Source organism: Oculatella sp. LEGE 06141 (assembly GCF_015207605.1).
In the GTDB taxonomy this organism is placed as follows: domain Bacteria; phylum Cyanobacteriota; class Cyanobacteriia; order Elainellales; family Elainellaceae; genus Oculatella.
In genome coordinates this window covers 1-19182 of record NZ_JADEWO010000087.1, presented here as the reverse complement: position 1 = coordinate 19182, position 19182 = coordinate 1, and the positions used below count along the sequence as shown (strand labels likewise).

17 protein-coding genes, 1 tRNA gene, 1 pseudogene and 2 riboswitches are annotated in these 19182 nt (G+C 52.1%); of the genes and pseudogenes, 13 read left to right on the top strand and 6 right to left on the bottom strand.

Translation table 11 applies throughout. The features are described 5' to 3' along the window. Both IQ268_RS29805 and bioD read left to right on the top strand, forming a co-directional pair. Positions 1-724 (top strand): annotated as a pseudogene (locus tag IQ268_RS29805) (serine/threonine protein kinase); the annotation flags it as partial. A gap of 3 nt (positions 725-727) precedes the next feature. After that, entirely contained in the window at positions 728-1438 is a 711-nt protein-coding gene (bioD, locus tag IQ268_RS29800) for a dethiobiotin synthase (RefSeq protein ID WP_193886709.1), read from the top strand. Positions 1439-1561: 123 nt separating this feature from the next. On the opposite strand, the gene IQ268_RS29795 is transcribed toward bioD, so the two are convergent. Beyond that, complete coding sequence (locus tag IQ268_RS29795) at positions 1562-2170, bottom strand: GNAT family N-acetyltransferase (protein ID WP_193886707.1); 609 nt, start codon at positions 2168-2170, stop codon at positions 1562-1564. Between the two features lie 155 nt (positions 2171-2325). Here IQ268_RS29795 and IQ268_RS29790 point away from each other — a divergent pair, with 155 nt between their 5' ends. The 7 genes from IQ268_RS29790 (at position 2326) to IQ268_RS29760 (ending at position 9680) form a co-directional block, all read left to right on the top strand. Beyond that, positions 2326-3543: a M20 family metallopeptidase gene (locus IQ268_RS29790; protein ID WP_193886705.1), complete on the top strand. Its 1218-nt coding sequence runs from the start codon at positions 2326-2328 to the stop codon at positions 3541-3543. 74 nt (positions 3544-3617) lie between these two features. Beyond that, the gene (locus tag IQ268_RS29785) at positions 3618-4223 is read left to right on the top strand and encodes a DUF3318 domain-containing protein (protein ID WP_193886702.1); all 606 of its coding nucleotides are present in this window, start codon (positions 3618-3620) and stop codon (positions 4221-4223) included. 104 nt (positions 4224-4327) lie between these two features. Then, positions 4328-4526, top strand: a riboswitch (cyclic di-AMP (ydaO/yuaA leader). Positions 4527-4662: 136 nt separating this feature from the next. Further along, on the top strand, positions 4663-5520 hold the full coding sequence (gene ntrB / locus IQ268_RS29780; RefSeq protein WP_193886700.1) for a nitrate ABC transporter permease: 858 nt from the start codon (positions 4663-4665) through the stop codon (positions 5518-5520). Positions 5521-5704: 184 nt separating this feature from the next. Further along, positions 5705-7183, top strand: coding sequence for a CmpA/NrtA family ABC transporter substrate-binding protein (locus tag IQ268_RS29775; RefSeq protein ID WP_193886698.1), 1479 nt, complete (start codon positions 5705-5707; stop codon positions 7181-7183). A gap of 110 nt (positions 7184-7293) precedes the next feature. Beyond that, the gene (locus IQ268_RS29770; RefSeq protein WP_193886696.1) at positions 7294-8127 is read left to right on the top strand and encodes an ABC transporter ATP-binding protein; all 834 of its coding nucleotides are present in this window, start codon (positions 7294-7296) and stop codon (positions 8125-8127) included. Between the two features lie 38 nt (positions 8128-8165). Further along, positions 8166-8355, top strand: a riboswitch (cyclic di-AMP (ydaO/yuaA leader). 107 nt (positions 8356-8462) lie between these two features. Next, a complete protein-coding gene (locus IQ268_RS29765) occupies positions 8463-9134 on the top strand; it encodes a universal stress protein (protein ID WP_228035844.1) in 672 nt (223 codons plus the stop codon). 60 nt (positions 9135-9194) lie between these two features. After that, entirely contained in the window at positions 9195-9680 is a 486-nt protein-coding gene (locus IQ268_RS29760; RefSeq protein WP_193886694.1) for a universal stress protein, read from the top strand. A 280-nt stretch (positions 9681-9960) separates the two neighbouring features. Here the strand turns inward: IQ268_RS29760 and IQ268_RS29755 are convergent, their stop codons facing one another. Then, positions 9961-10686, bottom strand: coding sequence for a hypothetical protein (locus IQ268_RS29755; RefSeq protein WP_193886692.1), 726 nt, complete (start codon positions 10684-10686; stop codon positions 9961-9963). A gap of 257 nt (positions 10687-10943) precedes the next feature. On the opposite strand from IQ268_RS29755, the gene IQ268_RS29750 reads away from it, so the two are divergent. Beyond that, positions 10944-11462 carry a GNAT family N-acetyltransferase gene (locus tag IQ268_RS29750; RefSeq protein ID WP_193886690.1) on the top strand — a complete coding sequence of 173 codons (519 nt, stop codon included), beginning with the start codon at positions 10944-10946 and terminating at the stop codon, positions 11460-11462. 209 nt (positions 11463-11671) lie between these two features. Here the strand turns inward: IQ268_RS29750 and IQ268_RS29745 are convergent, their stop codons facing one another. Then, on the bottom strand, positions 11672-12139 hold the full coding sequence (locus IQ268_RS29745; RefSeq protein ID WP_193886688.1) for a DUF4332 domain-containing protein: 468 nt from the start codon (positions 12137-12139) through the stop codon (positions 11672-11674). Positions 12140-12384: 245 nt separating this feature from the next. Between IQ268_RS29745 and IQ268_RS29740 the strand changes: the two genes are divergently transcribed. Next, positions 12385-12458 (top strand) — tRNA-Pro (locus IQ268_RS29740). Positions 12459-12518: 60 nt separating this feature from the next. Here the strand turns inward: IQ268_RS29740 and IQ268_RS29735 are convergent. After that, positions 12519-13904, bottom strand: coding sequence for an ABC transporter substrate-binding protein (locus IQ268_RS29735; protein WP_193886686.1), 1386 nt, complete (start codon positions 13902-13904; stop codon positions 12519-12521). Between the two features lie 657 nt (positions 13905-14561). Between IQ268_RS29735 and IQ268_RS29730 the strand changes: the two genes are divergently transcribed. Then, entirely contained in the window at positions 14562-15377 is an 816-nt protein-coding gene (locus IQ268_RS29730) for a Tic22 family protein (RefSeq protein WP_193886684.1), read from the top strand. 8 nt (positions 15378-15385) lie between these two features. Next, positions 15386-16276 (top strand): peptide chain release factor N(5)-glutamine methyltransferase, encoded by an 891-nt coding sequence (gene prmC / locus IQ268_RS29725; protein ID WP_193886681.1) that lies wholly within the window; start codon positions 15386-15388, stop codon positions 16274-16276. A gap of 20 nt (positions 16277-16296) precedes the next feature. Here prmC and IQ268_RS29720 read toward each other — a convergent pair whose 3' ends face one another. Together IQ268_RS29720 and mrdA are read right to left on the bottom strand one after the other, a co-directional pair. Then, on the bottom strand, positions 16297-16767 hold the full coding sequence (locus tag IQ268_RS29720) for a hypothetical protein (protein ID WP_193886679.1): 471 nt from the start codon (positions 16765-16767) through the stop codon (positions 16297-16299). Positions 16768-16825: 58 nt separating this feature from the next. Continuing rightward, on the bottom strand, positions 16826-18574 hold the full coding sequence (mrdA, locus tag IQ268_RS29715; protein WP_228035843.1) for a penicillin-binding protein 2: 1749 nt from the start codon (positions 18572-18574) through the stop codon (positions 16826-16828). Between the last annotated feature and the right edge of the window lie 608 nt (positions 18575-19182).

Below are 19182 nucleotides of genomic sequence, written 5' to 3'. Positions count from 1 at the left end.
CACCATCACTCCCACTCCCAGTCCTTCCCCCACGGAACAAGTCACTGAGTACAATCAGCAGATTGAAGAACTGGCTCCTGGACGAGCCATCCGGGTAGAAGGGCGACTCCGACCAAACGAAACCGTCAACTATGTAGTTTCGGGTGAAGAAGGGCAAACCTTGACCGCTTCGCTGCAAGGGGAAGGGGTCTTACTCACTGTGTTAGCAGAAGACCGGGAACCCGTTCGGGACGATTCGATTCGAGTGCAATCCTGGCAAGGCCCCTTTGACTACACTGGAGACTATTTTATTCAGCTCCGACCGGTGCAGGGGTTATCAACAGAAAGCAACTACAATTTGAATCTCAGTTTGGAAGCGGCTCCAGAACCAACCCCTACAATAACGCCCACGCCCACCCCCACGACGGTAGAACCCGAAATTGATATTGAGCAGCTCAACTTTCCGGCGGGGGCAGAGGGTACCACCGTTTCAGATCAGGCCAGCAATGCTGTCATTAAGCGGTATCTGATCAACGCACAGGCAGGGCAGATTCTAAGTGTTGAAGCAGCCGAGGGAGCGGTAACGCTTGATATTCGCTACCCCAACGGGCAGCTTGTAGAAGATGCCAGTGGGTTGGTGCAATGGCAGGCACAATTGCCAACGAGTGGAGATTATATTGTTGATGTCATTGCGACTCAGCCAACCGACTACACGCTTGATGTTAGTGTTCGTACTCCGGAGTAACGTTTGAACGCATTATTGATTGCTGGCACCGATACCGATGCTGGAAAGACGGTGGTGACTACGGCTTTGGCGGCTTACTGGCAAGCGTACTGTCTGCCTCACCGCTTAGGAATTTTGAAACCTCTGCAAACAGGGGTGGGCGATCGCGACCTGTATTCTCGGCTATTTCCTGCCCTCAACCAGTCTCCAGAGGAGATCAATCCGATTCACTTTGAGGCACCGCTTGCCCCACCGATCGCGGCAGAACGAGAAGGGAGGCGAATTCATTTAGAACTGGCATGGCAGCAGTTTGAAGCCCTGACGCAACAGCGAGATTTTGTGCTGGTTGAATCCTTGGGCGGGCTTGGCTCTCCGGTGACTCACGAAACGACCGTGGCTGACCTCGCCTGGGATTGGCGCATTCCGGTTGTGTTGGTGGTTCCAGTTCGGCTAGGAGCGATCGCCCAAGCCGTTGCCAACGTGGCGCTTGCCCGTCAGTCGCGGGTGCATCTCAAAGGCATCATTCTCAATTGCGTTCAACCCTGCTCTGAGCAAGAATTAGCAGATTGGGCACCCACCAGGCTAATTCAATCCCTGACTCAAAAGCCAATTCTGGGTTGCATTCAGCATCTAGCAGACCCAACGGATTTGGAGCAACTGAGTCGGGTGGCTTCTAATCTAGATTTGGAACGATGTTTGCCAATAGACAATTCGCTATACAGCATCGCGGAGTAGCCATCGGCGATCGCGAAATCAGCCAAAACTGAAACAAAAGTCCCTCAAGTATGGGTAATTGGGGAGTCAATGCGACCATTCACCCCCTTCAGTCCCCTGAGCCTGACAACAGATCATGAACCGTTACGCCAACCGCATCGGCACAACATTCAGGCGGCTGGATAAGCCCAACTCGTAGCGCAGGAGTGGTGAAAGGTCTTTGGGGGGCACTTGACTGAATCCAAGCTGCTGATAAAAGCTAATGGTTCTGGTAAAACAGGCCAGGTAGAGCGGGCGAGTCGCTTCTTGTATCAGTTGCTGCATCAAGCAAGAGCCAATGCCTTGCTTGCGCCAGCGATCTGCAACGAACACGTTGTAAATGGCTGAATGCGTTTTATAGCGGCACAGTTTGGCACAGGCAACCAGATGCCCATTGCACTCGACTACCCAGTATTTTGACCAGTCGTTGCTGAACCAGGCGATGCTAAACAGCACGATTAACCAGAGCAGCACCATTCCAGCAGCATAGAGCGCCAGCAGCAGCAATACTTGAATGGATGCGGTTTTCACTATGTGAACGGCGATCGCTACGAGTCCTCCTAAAACGGCATATCGTATGATGTGGGCGTAGGGGTTTGGAGGAGACGGCACCTCCTGGTCGAAGGTCTGTAACAACGTCTGAATCATCCAGCGATCGGTCGAGTGGGCAGGACGGAGCCGACAGCCCGGTGGCACAGGAGAAGCATCATTCATACAACTGATAGAACCCAATAATCTACACCAAGCAGGAACCCAACAATTCGCTACCTTAGAGATATAACCAGTCATGGCTGTGTCTTGGCGCAGTGCGCTCAAGGTGCCCCAAACCCTGATGATGCAAACAATACAGTATTGAAGTCGTCCATTCTATGGTTTCCACTCCCCTATCTCCTTCGCTTGATACGTCCCGCATTCGTGCAGAGATCCAATCATTGCAAGCGCCACTGGTCGAATGGCGACGGCATTTGCATCAGCGACCAGAATTGGGGTTTCGCGAAGAAATAACAGCCGCATTTGTCTCCCAAAAGCTCACGGAATGGGGAATTAACCATCAAACGGGCATTGCTAAAACTGGAATTGTCGCTTTAATCCCAGGGAGCCAGCCAGGGCCAGTCTTGGGCATTCGGGCTGATATGGATGCCCTCCCCATTCAAGAACAAAATGAGGTGCCCTATCGATCGCAACACGAGGGTGTTATGCACGCTTGTGGTCATGATGGGCATACGGCGATCGCTCTGGGGGTGGCCTATTACCTCTCACGCCATCCAGAGTCATTTACCGGAACGGTCAAGCTCATTTTTCAGCCCGCCGAAGAGGGACCCGGTGGTGCCAAGCCGATGATTGAGGCGGGTGTACTAAAACATCCAGATGTGGATGCCATTATTGGGTTACACCTGTGGAATAACTTGCCGTTGGGAACGGCTGGTGTGCGTGATGGCGCGTTAATGGCTGCCGTAGAGCTATTTGACTGCACCATTAGCGGCAAAGGTGGGCATGGTGCCATGCCGCATCAAACGATCGATTCCATTGTAGTTGGGTCGCAAGTGATCAATGCGCTACAAACGATTGTGGCGCGGAATGTTGACCCGTTAAAGTCAGGAGTAGTGACCGTCGGCAAGTTCCATGCCGGACACGCTCTTAACGTCATTGCCGACTCGGCTCAGTTAAGCGGCACCGTTCGCTATTTTGACCCGGCCTATGACACCTTCTTTGCTCAGCGCGTCGAGCAGATTATTGCCGGGGTCTGTCAGAGTCATGGAGCCAGCTATACGCTAAATTACCGCAAGCTGTATCCACCTGTAATTAACGATGGAGCGATCGCCAACCTGATTCGCTCTGTTGCCGAAACGGTGATCGAAACGCCGGCTGGAGTCGTGCCCAACTGCCAAACGATGGGCGGCGAAGATATGTCCTTCTTCTTGCAAGAGGTACCGGGATGCTACTTCTTCCTGGGTTCAGCCAATCCAGAACGAGGGTTAGCCTATCCGCATCACCACCCCCGGTTTGATTTTGATGAAACGGCTCTGGGGATGGGGGTCGAAATGTTTGTTCGTTGTGTCGAAAAATATTGCTCTACGGTCAAGTAAGCGGTTTGATCATTAGTTAGGTACAGTCAAGTGGTTAGGGCTGCACCAGTTATCGCAACGGCGCATGAAATCCCATGAACTTAGACTCGGAGATTTATCGACTAATTGACCTGATGCCAGCATCAGGACGAATGTACTGCAAAATTCTAGACAAGCCCGACCAGACGAGCGTGATTCAAACTCACCCCCCCCTGCCCTGGCAGCAGGCTCGTCCCATTGGCATCAACTTTGGCCTGTGGGAACAGTTGACACGCCCCCAGCGAGATCTGCTGCTGCTGCGAACCGTAGGCTGGCTTACAACTCAACAGATGTTTAAGCTGGGCTTACCCCAGGGGCTAGCCGCCGCTGGGGTCGTCGCCACGTTGGTCGAACTGGTACAAGTTGATCCAGTTGGCATTGTCACGGCTGGAGGACTAACCGTATTAGCGGCTTCCCAAATTTGGCGAAAGAGTCGCGGGACTGAGGCCGAACTCGAAGCCGATGAAGCCGGGATGCGAGTAGCACAACGACGGGGATACAGCGAAACGGATGCGGCCAGTCATCTGCTCAGTGCAATCGAAGCTGTGGCTCAGATCGAACGCCGCCCGCTCGACTTTGTTGAACTGGTGCGCTGCCAAAACCTGAAAGCGATCGCTGGCCTTTCATCCGTAGGGGTTCCAGAACCGCTTCGGAAGGAGTAAGCAGAACGGACTGAGATCCCACCCTTCTGTTTATCATGCTTCATCGGTCTGCCTCTGGTTTGATTGACTCATCCAGACGGCGATGTTACCTTGGGTAAAACCAATAAGTAAGTCAGCCTAATCTGTCGCTATACCCATACCAGGTAAAGCCAGAGCGGAGGAACCAATCCTCGGGGCGAATCTTGACAGCGATTGAAAGCAAGTACAGCCCATCTGTACGCTCTTCGGTTTTCTCGTTCTCAAGAGGGGCACCTCTCAGCCCTAGCCCGTCAGCTAACTCCGTAGGCATTGAGGGGAGACTGAAGAATCAGCATTTTTTCTACTGCTTGATATTCTTCAGTGTCCTCGTGACTGTTCGAGTGACGCTTTTTTTGTGCGCTTTATTTAGGCGCACTGCGTCCGCTGGTATGCGCTCACACCGCACATTCAGGAGGCGTTAATGCTGCTGCAATTCAATCTTCAGATCATTCTTCTAACGGCTCAAGTGGCCTGGCAACGTTCCGTTCGTCCGGCTCTCGTTCGAGATGCTGTGCTGCTCCCCTTGCTGGGCTTTGCTGGTCTCATTTTGCTCTGGTGGGTTGTTGCCGCTTTTGTCAGTGAGTTGATGCCAACTCCCTGGGAAGCGCTCGTTGCCAATTTAGATTACATTTTGCACCCTTTTTACCGTCGAGGCCCTGGAAATTTGGGCATTGGCTGGCTGCTGTTGGCAAGCTTGAAACGAGTGTTGATTGGGTTTGGCCTGGGTGCCCTGGTTGCCATTCCGGTTGGCTTCCTGCTTGGCATGTCCAGGCAAGCAATGATGGCGTTAAACCCCATCGTGCAAATTCTCAAGCCCGTATCTCCCCTGGCCTGGTTGCCGATCGCTCTGGCTATTTTTAACCTGGCTAACCCCTCCGCCATTTTCGTCATTTTTGTAACGTCCCTCTGGCCCACCATCATCAATACATCGTTGGGTGTTTCTAGCGTTTCTAAGGATTACCTTGATGTAGCGCGAGTGTTAGAAATGCCTCGCTGGCGACAAATTATCAAAATAATTTGGCCCGCTAGTTTGCCCTATGTTTTTACAGGCCTGCGAATCAGTTTGGGGATTGCCTGGTTGGTCATTGTTGCGGTAGAGATGCTCACTGGCGGCATTGGCATTGGCTTCTTTGTGTGGGATTCGTGGAACCGATTGAATTTAAGTTCTGTGTTTCTAGCTGTACTGGTCATTGGTTTCACCGGGCTAATTTTGGATTTCGCTGTGGGCAAACTTCAGGAGTTGGTAACGCATCGTCCCGTTTCCCAAGTTGAAGCCTAGGTGGCTCAATATCACTTCAGTCGAAATAACTTTTTGCCGTTGAGTGCGGTCATTTTGCGGCGATCGCCGCCAGTCCTCTCAGGAAATCTGTTTACACCTTTAGACAACATCTTCGCTTGCAATTGCTGAAAACCAACCGCTACAGCCTGGTTGACGATCAAAGCCCAGGTTAAGGGAGCCAAGCATGAGTCATTTCACAAATCAATGGAGCCGACGCAAGTTCATCAAACGGTTTGGGGCAACGGCCACTGGGTTAACGCTGGCATCCTGTGCCGCTCGATCTGGCAACCGCCCCCAGGTATTGACTCCAGCCGCACAGGCCATGGATCAAGTGGTCGATCCGGGGACGCTGGAGAAGTCAAATTTGACGATTGGTTATGTTCCGGTCAATGATTGCGCGCCATTTGCGATCGCTGCCGAAAAGGGCTTTTTTCACAAATATGGCCTGAATGTGACTCTGAATCGAGAGGCAAGTTGGGCAACCTCTCGTGATGGCATCATCTTTGGTCGTCTTGATGCGTCGCCGGTGGTATCGGGAGCCGTAACCAATGCTCGAACCGGGGCAGAAGGTGCCCGCCAAGCGCCGCTGTGCGCCGCTATGACCATTCATCGTCATGGCAATGCGATGACAATGAACCAGGCGATGTGGGATAACGGCGTCCGACCCTGGCAGGAATATAACGGAGATTTAGACGCATTTGGTCAAGACTTCCGTCGCCATTTCAGCAACCTGCCACCCAACCGACGGGTTTGGGCTGTGGTGCTTAGTTCTGCAATCTACGAATATTTCATCCGTTATCTATCGGCAGCAGCAGGCATTGATCCTCTTAATGAATTCCGTATCATCATCACACCGCCGCCCCAAATGGTGTCCAATATCCGCATTGGGGCCATGGAGGGTTACATGGTGGCAGAACCCTGGAATACGCGAGCAATTAGCGGCAATGAAGGAGTTGGATTTACCTTTGCCCAGGGTCGGGAAATTTGGCGTGGGCATCCCGATCGCGTGTTGGGTGTAATGGAGTCCTTCATTGCAGAAAACCCAAAAACCTACCGCTCTCTGGTAATGGCGATGATTGAAGCCTGCCGATACTGCGGTAACCCTGCCAATCGGGAAGAGGTTGCAAAAATCATCACAGGGGTATCTTACACGGCGGCCAAACCCAGGACATGTCAGGCACCACCAGCCATTACGCCAGACAATATTGGCTCTCTACCGGATTGCATTACCAAATTCACAGGGCCAGCCATTTTGGGTAACTACAATTACGGCGGCTTTGATGACAAAGCGCGTTTAGTGGAAGCCCCCGATGAGACAACGATCTTCTTCAATGTACCGTCTACGGTTTCTACCGTTCCTAACGATCACTCCACGTTTATGTGGCAATCCCAGAGCCTCTGGCTGATGACACAGGCTGCCCGGTGGGGACAACTTCCCGAATTTCCTCAAAATGCAGAAGAGTTAGCAAGAAGCGCTTGGCGAACAGACTTGTATCGGGAAATTGCTGGAGAAATGGGTATTGAATGTCCGGCGGATGACTACAAAGTTGAACCTCCAGAAGCCTTCATCGACAACATAGGCTTCGATCCAAGCGATCCGATTGGTTATCTAAATCGCTTTGAAATCCGTGCCAATCGGCCTACACGTATCTATCTTTCCTGACTGGGCAGAGGGACGAACAGTGCAGAGGGACGAACAGTAGGTTCTAATCGTTGCTCTCACACTTATCACTTACTACCTATCACCCATTACCTGAACCCTGGAGTTTACTGATGGTTAAACCAAACACCCATTTAGCGAGTTCTGCTGCTGCAACCACCTCAAAGGGTTTTTTAGTCATTGAGGATTTGGTTAAAGCGTATCCGACCCCTAATGGGGGAGAAACCGTCGTTTTAGACGGCATCAACCTCTCTATTGGCGAAGATGAATACATTTCTGTGATTGGCCACTCTGGCTGTGGTAAGTCTACTCTGCTCAAAATTGTGGGCGGTTTGGAACGTTCCACATCGGGAGCTGTGTGGCTAGAAGATCGGGAAATTCGTAAGCCTGGAGCCGATCGCATGATGGTGTTTCAGCACTACTCGCTGTTGCCGTGGCTAACGGTTCGGGAAAACATTCGTTTAGCCGTTGATGAAGTGCTCAGCCATCTTTCCTCTGCCAACAAGCAGCAGGTCGTAAACGAGCATCTAGCGATGGTGAACTTGACAGAAGCTGCAAACAAATACCCAGACGAAATATCTGGTGGAATGAAGCAGCGGGTTGGAATTGCGCGAGCGCTGGCCATTCGTCCTAAGGTTTTGCTAATGGACGAACCGTTTGGGGCGCTTGATGCGCTGACTCGTGGCAAGCTCCAGCGCCAGGTGTTGGATATTTGGGAGAATCACCGTCAGGCTGTGATGATGATTACCCATGATGTGGATGAAGCGCTCTTTATGTCCGATCGCATCATTATGATGACCAATGGCCCCCACGCCAAAATTGGGGAGATTTTGGAGGTGCCATTCCCTCATCCTCGCAAGATCGAAGATGTGCGCGGGTCTAAAGAATTTTTCGCACTTCGCAACCATGCCCTCAATTTTCTCGACCACCACTTCAGCCAGGATTGATGCATTAAACGTGTGATTTCGTTTCGTGAATTTGAGAATTGAGTGGGTTGCCTAATTTGAATCCTGGTGAGATTCAGAGCGGAGGAACCAAACTTTGGGGCTTATTTCTGGGAGATAGCGGGTAAATGGTGACGTTCATCGGTTTACGATTTGCCTTCATCTGAAAGAGAAGGACACCTTCCAGTCCTCGCCCGTCAGCTAACTCCGTCGGCAGTGGAAGGAGTACTCAAAGACAGCGATCGCGGCTGTTGCCCTAGACACTCCTGAGCGGGACTGCCCCGACTTCAACCCACCTCTCACCGCTTTTTCTTTGACATAACGAGAGGTTAATGGCTATGAAAACAAAAACGATGTTGGCGCGTCTGCAAACGGCTCTGGGGCAGCAAGACCTGGTTGAGCAAATTTTGCTCGCGTCGAAGCCCCTGTTTCCGATGGCATCTAAGGCCACTGTACGAGCGGGCGATCGCTCCACCGTCAACCTGGTGGTGGGATACACTGGCACATTTAATAGCCAAACATCGCTTGATTTAGCGCTGTGGATTGCTCACCAAACCCGGCTAGCAACACAAGCCCCGGTGACGGTTCATGTTGTGTACGTGGCTGAACCCTCTGCCGAGCCAAATCGGGCAGCGGGCAGACGGGTAAAACAGGGCGATCGCGCCCTTGGCCGCACTCAACGTAGCCGGGAGTTGGCATCACCTGCATCCACGAGTAGTGCCGTTCTAACACGACCTCAAGCCAACCGATTAACGGAGACGCAGCTAGAGGAAGTCGATCAAATTCTGTGGAAAGCGCGGTGTCTGGCCGACGAGTGGCGCGGTTCTCTCAGTACCCACCTCCGGTTTGGGCCCGTGGCTGAAGAACTGAACGCGGTAGCAGTGAGCGAAGCGGCAGACCTGCTGTTCCTGGGTTGCCGAGCCGCCGAACATCCCATCGTGCAGCAGCTTGCAGCACGGTTTCCTTGCCCCATTTTAGGCATTCCTAATTCGCAAACGTTTTTGAATTGAGCCATTTGCTTCGGCGCTTTACCAATCACGACCGAACCGTTAGCAGTCAGGAGGTGAAAAATGGGGTTTCAGCGAATTATGGCAGCATTGGATCGATCGCCACTGGCAACAGAGGTGTATTCAAGAGCGTTGCAGTTGGCAGTAAAACACAACAGCGAACTGATGCTGGCTCACTGTTTTAATTCGAGGCTGCTCGCCGAATTTTCTCCAATGCTAGACACCAGCTTTGGGCTATCAGGACGAAACAGGCTGCGGCAACTTCAGCAAGACCACCTGCAAGATGTGGCGCAGATCCACAAAGATTTTCAGGGGTATTGTTACCATGCGTTCGATCAGGGAGTTAGCACTCGCTACATATGCGAAATGGGTGACGCGGCTGTTTGGATCTGCCAATTTGCGCGACGCTGGCGAGCTGACCTGGTGGTGATTGGGCATGGAGGCTCATCCGATATGCGAGAGGTGCTCTTGGGAAGTGTTAGCCGCTACGTCGTTCGGTATGCTCCTTGCCCGACAATGGTGGTACAACCAGAAACGGTCTGCCGTTAACGGCTTCTGCTAGCTCAGCGCGACTAACGGCAGAGTAGTTCCGGCTGCATTTGAGGTTGACATCTTCAGGGTGGGGCATTGGTAAGCGGCGATCGCCAATCGGATGGTTGCCATGACCCGATCGCTCGTTACTAATGTCCTGCAGCATGGTGCAGCAACATTCGATTAAACGTGGTGATGTTCAATCGGGGTTAGCTATGTTGAAAATTGGCTTAGGCATGAATCGATCGCCCAGTCTCCTGGGCAGCGGTGTTGCGAATGTTGAAGCGATGCCGCCGTTTCAAAATCGCCGTCCCAACAAACGTTGTCTCACTCCTTCGGCAATCTTTTGCCCTAGATATTCTGGAATGAGGTTTTCATTTGGCCCCAACAGATAGAGAATTAGTCGAGTTCGACCTCGCCAAACCAGTAAGTTGGCATTGACCACCAGCAAATCTTCTTGCCAAATGGCATACATCACTTTGTAAAACAATCCAGGCTGGTTGTCTGCTTCAATCAGCAGAGCCGGTAAGTGGAATACCGGATCAACATAAAACTCGGTTTCCACCTGTTCTAAGCCTGCATCCAGGTTAAATTCGACTGCCAGCATCTCCTCAACCTCAAAACGGCCTGCCAGCGCCTCTCGAACAGCACGGCAGACGTTTTCAGCAGTCTTATCGGTTAGCGCTTTGCCACCTCGGGAAACGACAAGTTTAATAAACACCAGCATGGGCGGATAAATCTGGCCATATAAGCTAAGGCTATGAATGGTTAATCCATAGGCCGCCAGTACCCCAAAAATATCGCTGAGCAAGAAAGACTGATTGCGATAGGCAAAATGTAAGGCACTTTTGCTGCCCTCAGGATTTAGCTCAATAACCGCCTGTCGGCTTTTGTAAAGCTGATAGGCGAGCCGCAGATTTTGAAGCTGGATTTCACTGCTAACAAACTGCTCATAAAACTGGGGAAATGCCCGGTTGAAGCGTTTTAGCAGTTCCAGTGTCGATGTTTTCAGACCCGGAGCCATAACATGGGATCAACCTTGCTTGCCAGGTTAACGGTGAGTGCGATCGAGCGAGTACACTCATATCGAGCGAGTACACTCTCATTTATTTAGAGAACCCTAACTTCGAGCCTAAATTGCATCAGTCGATCGGTCTTGGCTGAATTAGGCAAAATGGCTTACTAAAAAGATTTATTTCTAGAAGACCCATTGCAAGAATAGTACGAGAGATATACTAACTATGTATTGCTACCCAACTTCATTACCTTAACCGCGCCTGCATGGGTTTTTGGAAAAGTTTATTCAGTGCCTCTGATGCTACTGCCACACCGAAGCAACCACAATCGGAAGGGCATGTAGTTCCAGGTGCCCCAGCCAGCAGCACCCGTATCTTCTTTAGTACCGATCGAGATATCGACTTGTATGAGCTAGAAGAACTGTGTGATGCGGTAGGTTGGTCGCGCCGTCCGCTGAGAAAAGTCAAGAAGGCGATTCAATATAGCTTTCTGGTCGTCACCATGTGGGAACAACGAGGCACTCAACGCAGGCTCGTTGGGTTTTCTCGTGCCACCTCCGATCATGCTTTCAACGCGACGATTTGGGATGTGGTTGTGCATCCAGACTATCAAGGTAAAGGGCTGGGCAAGGCGTTAATGCAGCAGATGATTAAAAAGCTGCGAAGCGAAGACATTAGTAACATTACTTTATTTGCCGACCCGCAGGTGGTGGACTTTTATCGGGGGCTGGGCTTTATGTCTGACCCAGAAGGGATTAAAGGAATGTTTTGGTATCCTGAGTGATACTATATTTCGCCGCTGAAGCTGAGGTATTTCGCCGCTGAAGCTGAGGCAAAGAACGCAGTTCATCATGTTGCCGATAGTCCCTTGGGCGTTGGCTTGAGGCTGTGAGGTGCCTACTACGGACTTGAAACTCGCAAAACCAGGCAGCACTGCCAAGCGCGATCGCCCAGATCCATACGGGAACCGCTTGCAGCCATTTTTCTATGGGTTCAAGCCTTCTGTTTGCCCTGGGTGTTTAACACTCCCACCCCCTTTGCCTGCTGAATCCAGCGTGAGACTTGATCAACAGAAGGGCAAAGATCCTGTCGCTGCATGGTTGCTACTTGCAGTTTAAGAATTTGACGGTGCAGGCGATGAATCGGCACCTGTGCCAATTGTGCTGGAGACGCAATGCCGGCATGGAGCAGAAGGCCACAATGTTCGCAGCCGACCTCTGGAATTCGAGCCAGGTCTGCCAGTGCAACCCATTTATTGATGTGTTGGATATGAATTTGTAACGCTGTGGCGATCGCCTGCTTTTGGGCTGGCGTTTCAGTTTGTTGCAGCAAGTCAAAGGTAGTGTGAATTCCGTGGTTCGCTAGTTTTGCTTGATCTTGGGCGCTGAGTCCAGGCAGTTGCGCAATCGGACAATTGCGCGATCGCACCACAGGTTGGCTAGAGGGCTTGACAGTTGCCATACGTGCCGTTGAGGAGGGACTCTTCTATCCTAGTAATTTCTACTGGTAAGCGACGTGGTGTGCTGTCCCGTTTGCAGAACGATTTTCGCAGGGAACGGTTTTCGCAGGACAGTACTGCTTCCGAATACGGTGTGCTGACGTCGCATATTCAGGTGTGAAGCACCCCAGCAGATTGGTACAACCAGAGAAAAAGTAAAACAGTATGCCATTTTGCCAATAAGCGCGTAGAATGGAGATTGGCAAAACGGGATGTAGCGCAGCTTGGTAGCGCGCCTGCTTTGGGAGCAGGATGTCGCAGGTTCAAATCCTGTCATCCCGATACAGGAAAGGGTTAGGCAATGCCTAACCCTTTTGATTTGAGGCGTACCCCAAGAACCGTTTATTGAGGACTGCTGGTTGCTTCCGGAGGGCTGTCTGGATCACCACCGACGGTAATTGTCTCCTGAATTTCCAGGCGGCCACTGTCGCTAATTGTCCAGACATCGTAGCTGCCAGCTACGTCACCCTGCTCATCAAAGTCTACGCTGCCGCTAGCGCCCTGATAGTTAACATCTTGCCCGTCCCGAACCAGCGCTAGCGCTTCACAAACATCATCGACATCTTGCCCTGGCGCATTCGCCACATCACGAATCGCATCTTTGAGCGCTGTTCCCGTCGTTGCCTGAGCCGACTCAGCCGCCAGAGCCAATACTGCGATCGCATCCCAGGTGTTTGGATCGTAAACTTGAGGTTCGCGGTTGAACTCGTTGGTATAGAGTTCCCTGAACTGGGCGATCGCTGGCCCACCCGCACTGGGTGCCGTGCCAAGCATACCCGCCGTAATGAATTGACCATTAGCCGTTTGACCGACTAACTCGCCTAAGTTGTCTGTCTTCATGCCGTCGGTCATAATAATTTGCGTCTCTCCATCCAGCAGCCCTTGCTCTTGAGCAGCCTTCAAAATCAGGCTACCCGTTTCAGGATAGGCAATCAGCAACACCGCGTCAGGGTTGCCGCTAAATGCAGCACTCAATTCAGAATCAAACGTGGCAGCATCCGGGGCATACCGAGTTGGGTTGGACTCGTTTGTCACCGTTCCACCCAGTTCTTTAAAGGCCGAAATAAATGATTGAGTTAAGCCATTGCCGTAGTCATTGTTAATTCCCAGAACCGCAACATTCTGGAACCCTTGCTGGTCGGCCAACTGCGCCAAAGCATCTCCTTGAAAGGTATCCGGCGGCGCGGTGCGGAACCAGAAGCCATCAAACTCTCCCTGTTCGGCTCGGGCGGTAAAATCTGGACTGGTACTGGCTGGGGAGATTTCAACCACCTGGTTCCGCACAGCGATATCGACCGCCGCACTCGACACGGCACTGCCCGCTGCACCGACAACGCCAGCTACCCGGTCTACTTCTGCCAGTTTGGTCATCGCAGCGGCTCCTGCGGCTGGTTCGGTTTGGTCATCTTCTGAGATCAGTTCAATATCCTGTCCCAGGACTCCGCCACAGCCGTTGATCGTTTGCACCGCGAGTTGCGCCGCATCTTGCATGGGGCCACCATACTGCGCCAAATCTCCGGTGATGGGAAGGAGGGTGCCCAGTTTCAGCGTACCGCCACCCGATGCGGCAGGAGACTCGGCACCCGGAGATGGAGGGGTTTGGGTCTGGTTGTCGCACGCTGACACAAATAACAGTAGAGCGATCGCGCCACTTTGAACCGCTAAGCGACCGCGCTTGTGAGCCAACAACCTGCGACTGTGACTTGTGAAACAAGTAAAGTGATTCATATCAGCCACCTGAAATAAAACAAGATAAAGTAACGATGACTACTGAAGATCACAAGAATACCGTTTTGTGTTGGCTAATCGGTTTCTGTAACAGAATCTATCAACGATGCCCCTGACGGCATGAGGTTAAAATTCCGCCGGGCCAGTTCCTTTGTCTAAAACAGGCTACGGCAAAAGCGGTTATTTTGAAGGTAGGGTTACTTTGTTGTTGCGGCTAGAAACACCTTTGTTATCCTCTCTGCTGTCCGTGTTTCGGTGGACAAGCCGAGAGTAGGAACTATTTCTAAACGAGGCTGGTCATCAGCATAGGAAGCTGCAAGACTATTCACAGTCAACTGCTGAGGGTTGCTTGCGGCTTTAATTTATGTAAATCTAGTCTTCTGTAATTTTGCATCAGTACCACAATTGAGCCATATATCTTCCAGAGAAACCATGCCCAACTGTGGATTGAGTAGCGTTTAATGTTTAAGACTTTGCAGAGGACTGAATCGTTGACTTTTATTTGCATCTCAATGAACGTGAGTCATTACGATAGAGACTAGCGATCGCCAGCCGTGAAGTAGTGAGCGGACGAGTCGTTCTGAACCTCCCATTGGGCTAAATGAATAGACGATTTACCTGTTAGAGACTCAATCCAGTTTTATTGCGGGAGCCATTATGAAATCAGTAGTTCGTTGGAGTACAACAGTCGGTCTGGTAGGAGGCATCTTACTGGGGTCTCTGTTTGCTGGAACCGCTCAGGTACAGGCGTTGACCGATGAGCAAGTGATGGAGCGGTTACGCCCTGTTCCGGTGTTCGCGTTGGCCGGTGCCGATGGACAACCGTTAGTAGCATCTCCTGCTGAAGGACAGCAAGGCCCATCGATCGCGAATGTGTTTATTAGCCAGCAAGATGCTCAAACGTTTCTGAGCAATCTTAGAGAACAAAATCCTGAGGTTGCTGGAGGAGTGCAGGTCGTACCTGTTTCGTTGGCAGAAGTGTATCAGCTAGCCAATGCCAATAACCGCCAAGACGGTTTAGCATTTGCCTTCATTCCAATGCAGCAACAGGTTGAAGCGGCCAGAACAGTATTGCAACAGGATGGAGCCAATCCAACCGAGTTTGAAGGGGTTCCCATTTTTACGGCTCAGTCATCGACAGAGGAGGGCGTTTACCTGACGATCACTCGCGGTGAGGAGCAGGTGATTCCTATCTTTCTGGAACGAGAGGGGTTGCAGGCCATGCTCGATCGCCTCAGCCAGGTTGAGCCTGAGCTGGCCTCTAGCCTGGTTGTTGAGGTAGATAATCTGGAAGGCTTGATTGAAGAGTTAAAGACCAGCGACAACGAAGCGCTGAATCAAATTTTGCTGGTTCCACCCAGGGAGTCGATCGAATTTATTCAGTCGCTTCAGCAGCGCCAGGGACAACGCCCCGGTCAGCAGCCAGCCCCGGCTCGCCCCAACCAGCAGCGTCGGCAACAGCCCGCTCAATAACCTCACCTATGGCTACTGTCTCTGGTGTAGAACTGTGGCAGTGGCGGCTTGCAGCCCGTCAACAGGCGATCGAGGCAGATGTTCCGGTTGCTGAGGTTGACTGGCTGCTCCAGGATATCGCAGGGCTAGATCGGCTAGCTCTGCGATTTGATCTGTTTAAGGATCGACGTGCAATTGATCTGCGGATCGCCTTATCTGAGTTGAATCAGCTCTGGCAGCAGCGGCTCCAGCAGCGCGTCCCAATTCAGTATTTGGCAGGAACAACCCCCTGGCGGCAATTTTCACTCACCGTCTCGCCTGCTGTTCTCATTCCCCGGCCAGAAACCGAGAGCTTAATTGACCTGGCGATCGCCGCGACTCAACCCAATTTGAGCTTGCGAGATGGGCAATGGGTCGATCTGGGTACTGGCAGCGGTGCGATCGCGCTGGGGTTGGCCGCCACCTTTCCCAATGCGGTGGTTCATGCCGTAGATACTAGTGCCGAGGCGTTGGCGATCGCACAAACCAATGCACGGCAAATGGGCTTCGAGTCTCAGATTCAGTTTCACCAAGGGTCGTGGTTTCAGCCGCTAGAGCCGCCAGGGCAGTTGCTCAGCGGTGTGGTGTCTAATCCTCCCTATATTCCTAGCGCCTGGTTGCCCGACTTGCAGCCAGAAGTCACGCTTCATGAACCGCATCTGGCACTAGATGGCGGAACAGACGGGTTAGACTGCATTCGTGAACTGGTTACCACGGCACCCGCCTATTTGATCTCAGGAGGCGTATGGTTAATCGAGATGATGGCAGGGCAGTCAGCCGCTGTAGTTGAGCTGCTACAAGCCCAGGGGCATTACCGAGATATTCAGGTTCATCCTGATCTGGCGGGAATCGCTCGGTTCGCATTAGCGTATCGCGTCTAGGGCGATCGCGAAATGGCCTGCTACACCCCACCGAATACTATCTTTTGAACGTCCAGGACAGAACTACTCAGTTGCTCTGATGACGGTTGCTCTGATGGCGGTTGCTCTGATGGCGATCGCGCTAACCGAAACGTCTGTCCGGATTCATCGGTATGAAACTCATACGTTCCTTCCGGCGTAGCAAACTCAATCCGATAGCCGGGAGTAACCACCTGAGCGCAGAATTCATCTGGATTGGCAACCCCCAAACAAGCATCTGCCCACTGCACCTCTTCCGTTTGTTGTACGATTGCTTCATCTGGAGCAATGCCGTAATCCGCCAACAGCACTGATTTCAAGTTCTCGACCAAGACTGCGGGTGGGGATGCGGCATTGGATGAAATAGGGGAAGAGTGCAGCGGTGCAGCAGCAGGGGTTTCGGTAGATGAACTGCAAGCACCAACTGCTATCAGCAGGATGCAAGTCAGGCTAACCAGCAGGAACCGTTGCATAAAAACCTCCTGAACCATCTGCCTTCCAGGATACAAAATTGATGGTTAAACCCGTTGCCTAATCCTGTTTGGCTGGTTGAGCCGATCGCCCAAAATAAACTTTATAGATTTCATGGGCAACGGGCAGGGCAGCCACCCCACCATATCCGCCATTTTCAACGATGACAGCGATCGCAATCTGCGGGTCGGCGGCTGGGCCATAGCCCACAAACAGGGCGTGGGATTTGCGTCCCACCACTTCAGATGTTCCCGTTTTGCCTGCCGTTAGCGGAATAGAGCCATCGTTGAGCCGTTTGCCTGTGCCCTGCTGCACCACAGCCACCATACCAGCTTGAATGGTTTCAATTGTTCCCGGATCAATCCCCGTCGCCACTCGTTCAGTGGCCGGAGTGTTGGTTTGGTCAGCCAGAAGGTGAGGTTTGACTCGCCAGCCACCGTTAGCGATCGCCGCCGACATCACCGCTAACTCTAGTGGACTCACCTGCACCAATCCCTGGCCAATCGACATACTCACCGTATCCCCGGCGTACCAGGGTTCATCATACAGCTCTTCTTTTTCATCTGGAGTGGGGATCAATCCCAGGCTCTCACCTTCCAGCCCCAGCTTAGTCGTGCCAATGCCAAGAATCTTGCCCCACTTTGCCACCTGCTCTGCTCCGACGGTTAACCCCACACGGAAGAAGAAGGTATTACTGCTAACCGCCAGGGCTTCTTTAAAGCCGATGACACCATACCCATGCTTGCTGTGTTCCCAAAACTGGATGCCTCCCATGCTTAAATAGGCTGAGGTGCCAATCCGGGAGCTAGGCGAAAACTTACCCGACTGCATTCCAGCGGTGGCTGTCACAATTTTGAACGTACTTCCAGGCGGATAGCCTTGCAGTGCCCGGTTAAGGAAAGGCTGATCTCCTTCTTGCAAGGCTTGCCACTCGGTTTGAGAAACCCGACGAGTGAAAATATTAGGATCGAACGCTGGATTACTGGCTAACGCCAGAACTTCTCCCGTGTTGACATTTAGGGCAACAGCCGCACCGCGCCGTCCATTTAATGCCCGCTCAGCCGCTTGCTGTAAATCGACATCTAGCGTTAGCCGAACCTGGCTTCCAGCCACGGCTTCCTTGGAACCCAACAGCCGGATCTCCTGACCACCTGCATTCACCTCAACCAAGCGGCTGCCCCAGGCTCCTTCCAGGCGATCGTTTGCCATCCGCTCCACACCCATTTGACCCACAATCATGCCGCTGGGGTAGCTGGGATTGGCCTGCATGTCCTCTTCGCTAGCTTCCCCAATGTATCCCATGACGTGGGAAGCAAGCTGATTGTAGGGATAGTGACGGCTTGAACCTGCAATAATTTCCACCCCGGGTAGTTGGGTTGCCTGTTCAGCCATTGCGACGAAGGCCGTTTGGCTCAACTGTTGGCTGACCCGCACAGGCAACGGCGAGTTATAACCTGCTTGTTCTAGCTTGTCGAGAATTTCCTGAGATGGAATATTGAGAATGGCTCCTAAACGGGTTGCAGTTTCCCGCCATTCGTTACGAGACTGTTGCCGGGGCCAGAGGTAAACCGCGCGGGACAAACGATTGCTGGCTAACAGCTTGCCGTTGCGATCGACAATGTTGCCTCGTTCGGCAGGTACGGGGATAGGCCGCACGCGGTTTTGTTCTGCCAAATTCTGGTTATATTGTCCTTCTACAAGCTGTAACTGTGCCAGACGCAAAACACAGACGCTCATCAACGTGGTGACACCCAACATAAAGAACGTTGCCCGCCACAACAATGCCTCCCGACCAGAGGCATTTTTCATTAATGAGGTATTCGCGATCCGCCGATTGGGGGGGAAGATTCCACTAGCCATCTTGCACTGTATTCCCGGCAACTTGAGTGAACTTAACTTGGGTAATGGGTGCATTGCTGCTTACGGCAGCACAAAATAACAGAACAAACGTTCGAACGGTTATTGTTGTTCCATCCTCAGGTTAAGGGGACAATCCGGAGGATTTCAACGAGTTGGTGCTTAGCAAGCAGCGATGTTTTGCAAGCTCGTATGTTGAGCTGTGAACTGCAAAATCTGTTGTCGCTCCAGGTTGTCGCTCCAGTTAGAGTGATTAGATTGACCTACAGCAATTCTGCTGTTGCTCAACCCTGCTTGCCTCAGTAAGATTGTTGTACCTCAATCCTATTCGCGATACACACGATGTGAGAAGGGCTGACACTAAAGTTTTAAACGGCATATCTTTTTTGGCAAGCCCTTTGGCAAGCCCTCCTAACGTCCTCTTCAGGAAGCAGGTTGGCACGCTCAGGAGCGATTAAAGTGCATGAGCAGCTTAACGGAAAGATCTTTGGCCTCACCCGGCGGGATGTACAGCAGTTCTCAATCGAGTCAGCTACAGTTTCGCCAAGATGGGTGGGGAT

Bases quoted from the DNA above. Each gene is read 5' to 3' on its own strand.
- IQ268_RS29795 (WP_193886707.1), bottom strand. From the start codon at position 2,170: ATGAATGATGCTTCTCCTGTGCCACCGGGCTGTCGGCTCCGTCCTGCC.
- IQ268_RS29745 (WP_193886688.1), bottom strand. From the start codon at position 12,139: ATGGCAACTGTCAAGCCCTCTAGCCAACCTGTGGTGCGATCGCGCAAT.
- IQ268_RS29765 (WP_228035844.1), top strand. From the start codon at position 8,463: ATGAAAACAAAAACGATGTTGGCGCGTCTGCAAACGGCTCTGGGGCAG.
- IQ268_RS29755 (WP_193886692.1), bottom strand. From the start codon at position 10,686: ATGGCTCCGGGTCTGAAAACATCGACACTGGAACTGCTAAAACGCTTC.
- prmC (WP_193886681.1), top strand. From the start codon at position 15,386: ATGGCTACTGTCTCTGGTGTAGAACTGTGGCAGTGGCGGCTTGCAGCC.
- IQ268_RS29770 (WP_193886696.1), top strand. From the start codon at position 7,294: ATGGTTAAACCAAACACCCATTTAGCGAGTTCTGCTGCTGCAACCACC.
- IQ268_RS29750 (WP_193886690.1), top strand. From the start codon at position 10,944: ATGGGTTTTTGGAAAAGTTTATTCAGTGCCTCTGATGCTACTGCCACA.
- mrdA (WP_228035843.1), bottom strand. From the start codon at position 18,574: ATGAAAAATGCCTCTGGTCGGGAGGCATTGTTGTGGCGGGCAACGTTC.
- IQ268_RS29775 (WP_193886698.1), top strand. From the start codon at position 5,705: ATGAGTCATTTCACAAATCAATGGAGCCGACGCAAGTTCATCAAACGG.
- IQ268_RS29735 (WP_193886686.1), bottom strand. From the start codon at position 13,904: ATGAATCACTTTACTTGTTTCACAAGTCACAGTCGCAGGTTGTTGGCT.
- IQ268_RS29730 (WP_193886684.1), top strand. From the start codon at position 14,562: ATGAAATCAGTAGTTCGTTGGAGTACAACAGTCGGTCTGGTAGGAGGC.
- IQ268_RS29760 (WP_193886694.1), top strand. From the start codon at position 9,195: ATGGGGTTTCAGCGAATTATGGCAGCATTGGATCGATCGCCACTGGCA.
- IQ268_RS29720 (WP_193886679.1), bottom strand. From the start codon at position 16,767: ATGCAACGGTTCCTGCTGGTTAGCCTGACTTGCATCCTGCTGATAGCA.
- IQ268_RS29785 (WP_193886702.1), top strand. From the start codon at position 3,618: ATGAACTTAGACTCGGAGATTTATCGACTAATTGACCTGATGCCAGCA.
- IQ268_RS29790 (WP_193886705.1), top strand. From the start codon at position 2,326: ATGGTTTCCACTCCCCTATCTCCTTCGCTTGATACGTCCCGCATTCGT.
- ntrB (WP_193886700.1), top strand. From the start codon at position 4,663: ATGCTGCTGCAATTCAATCTTCAGATCATTCTTCTAACGGCTCAAGTG.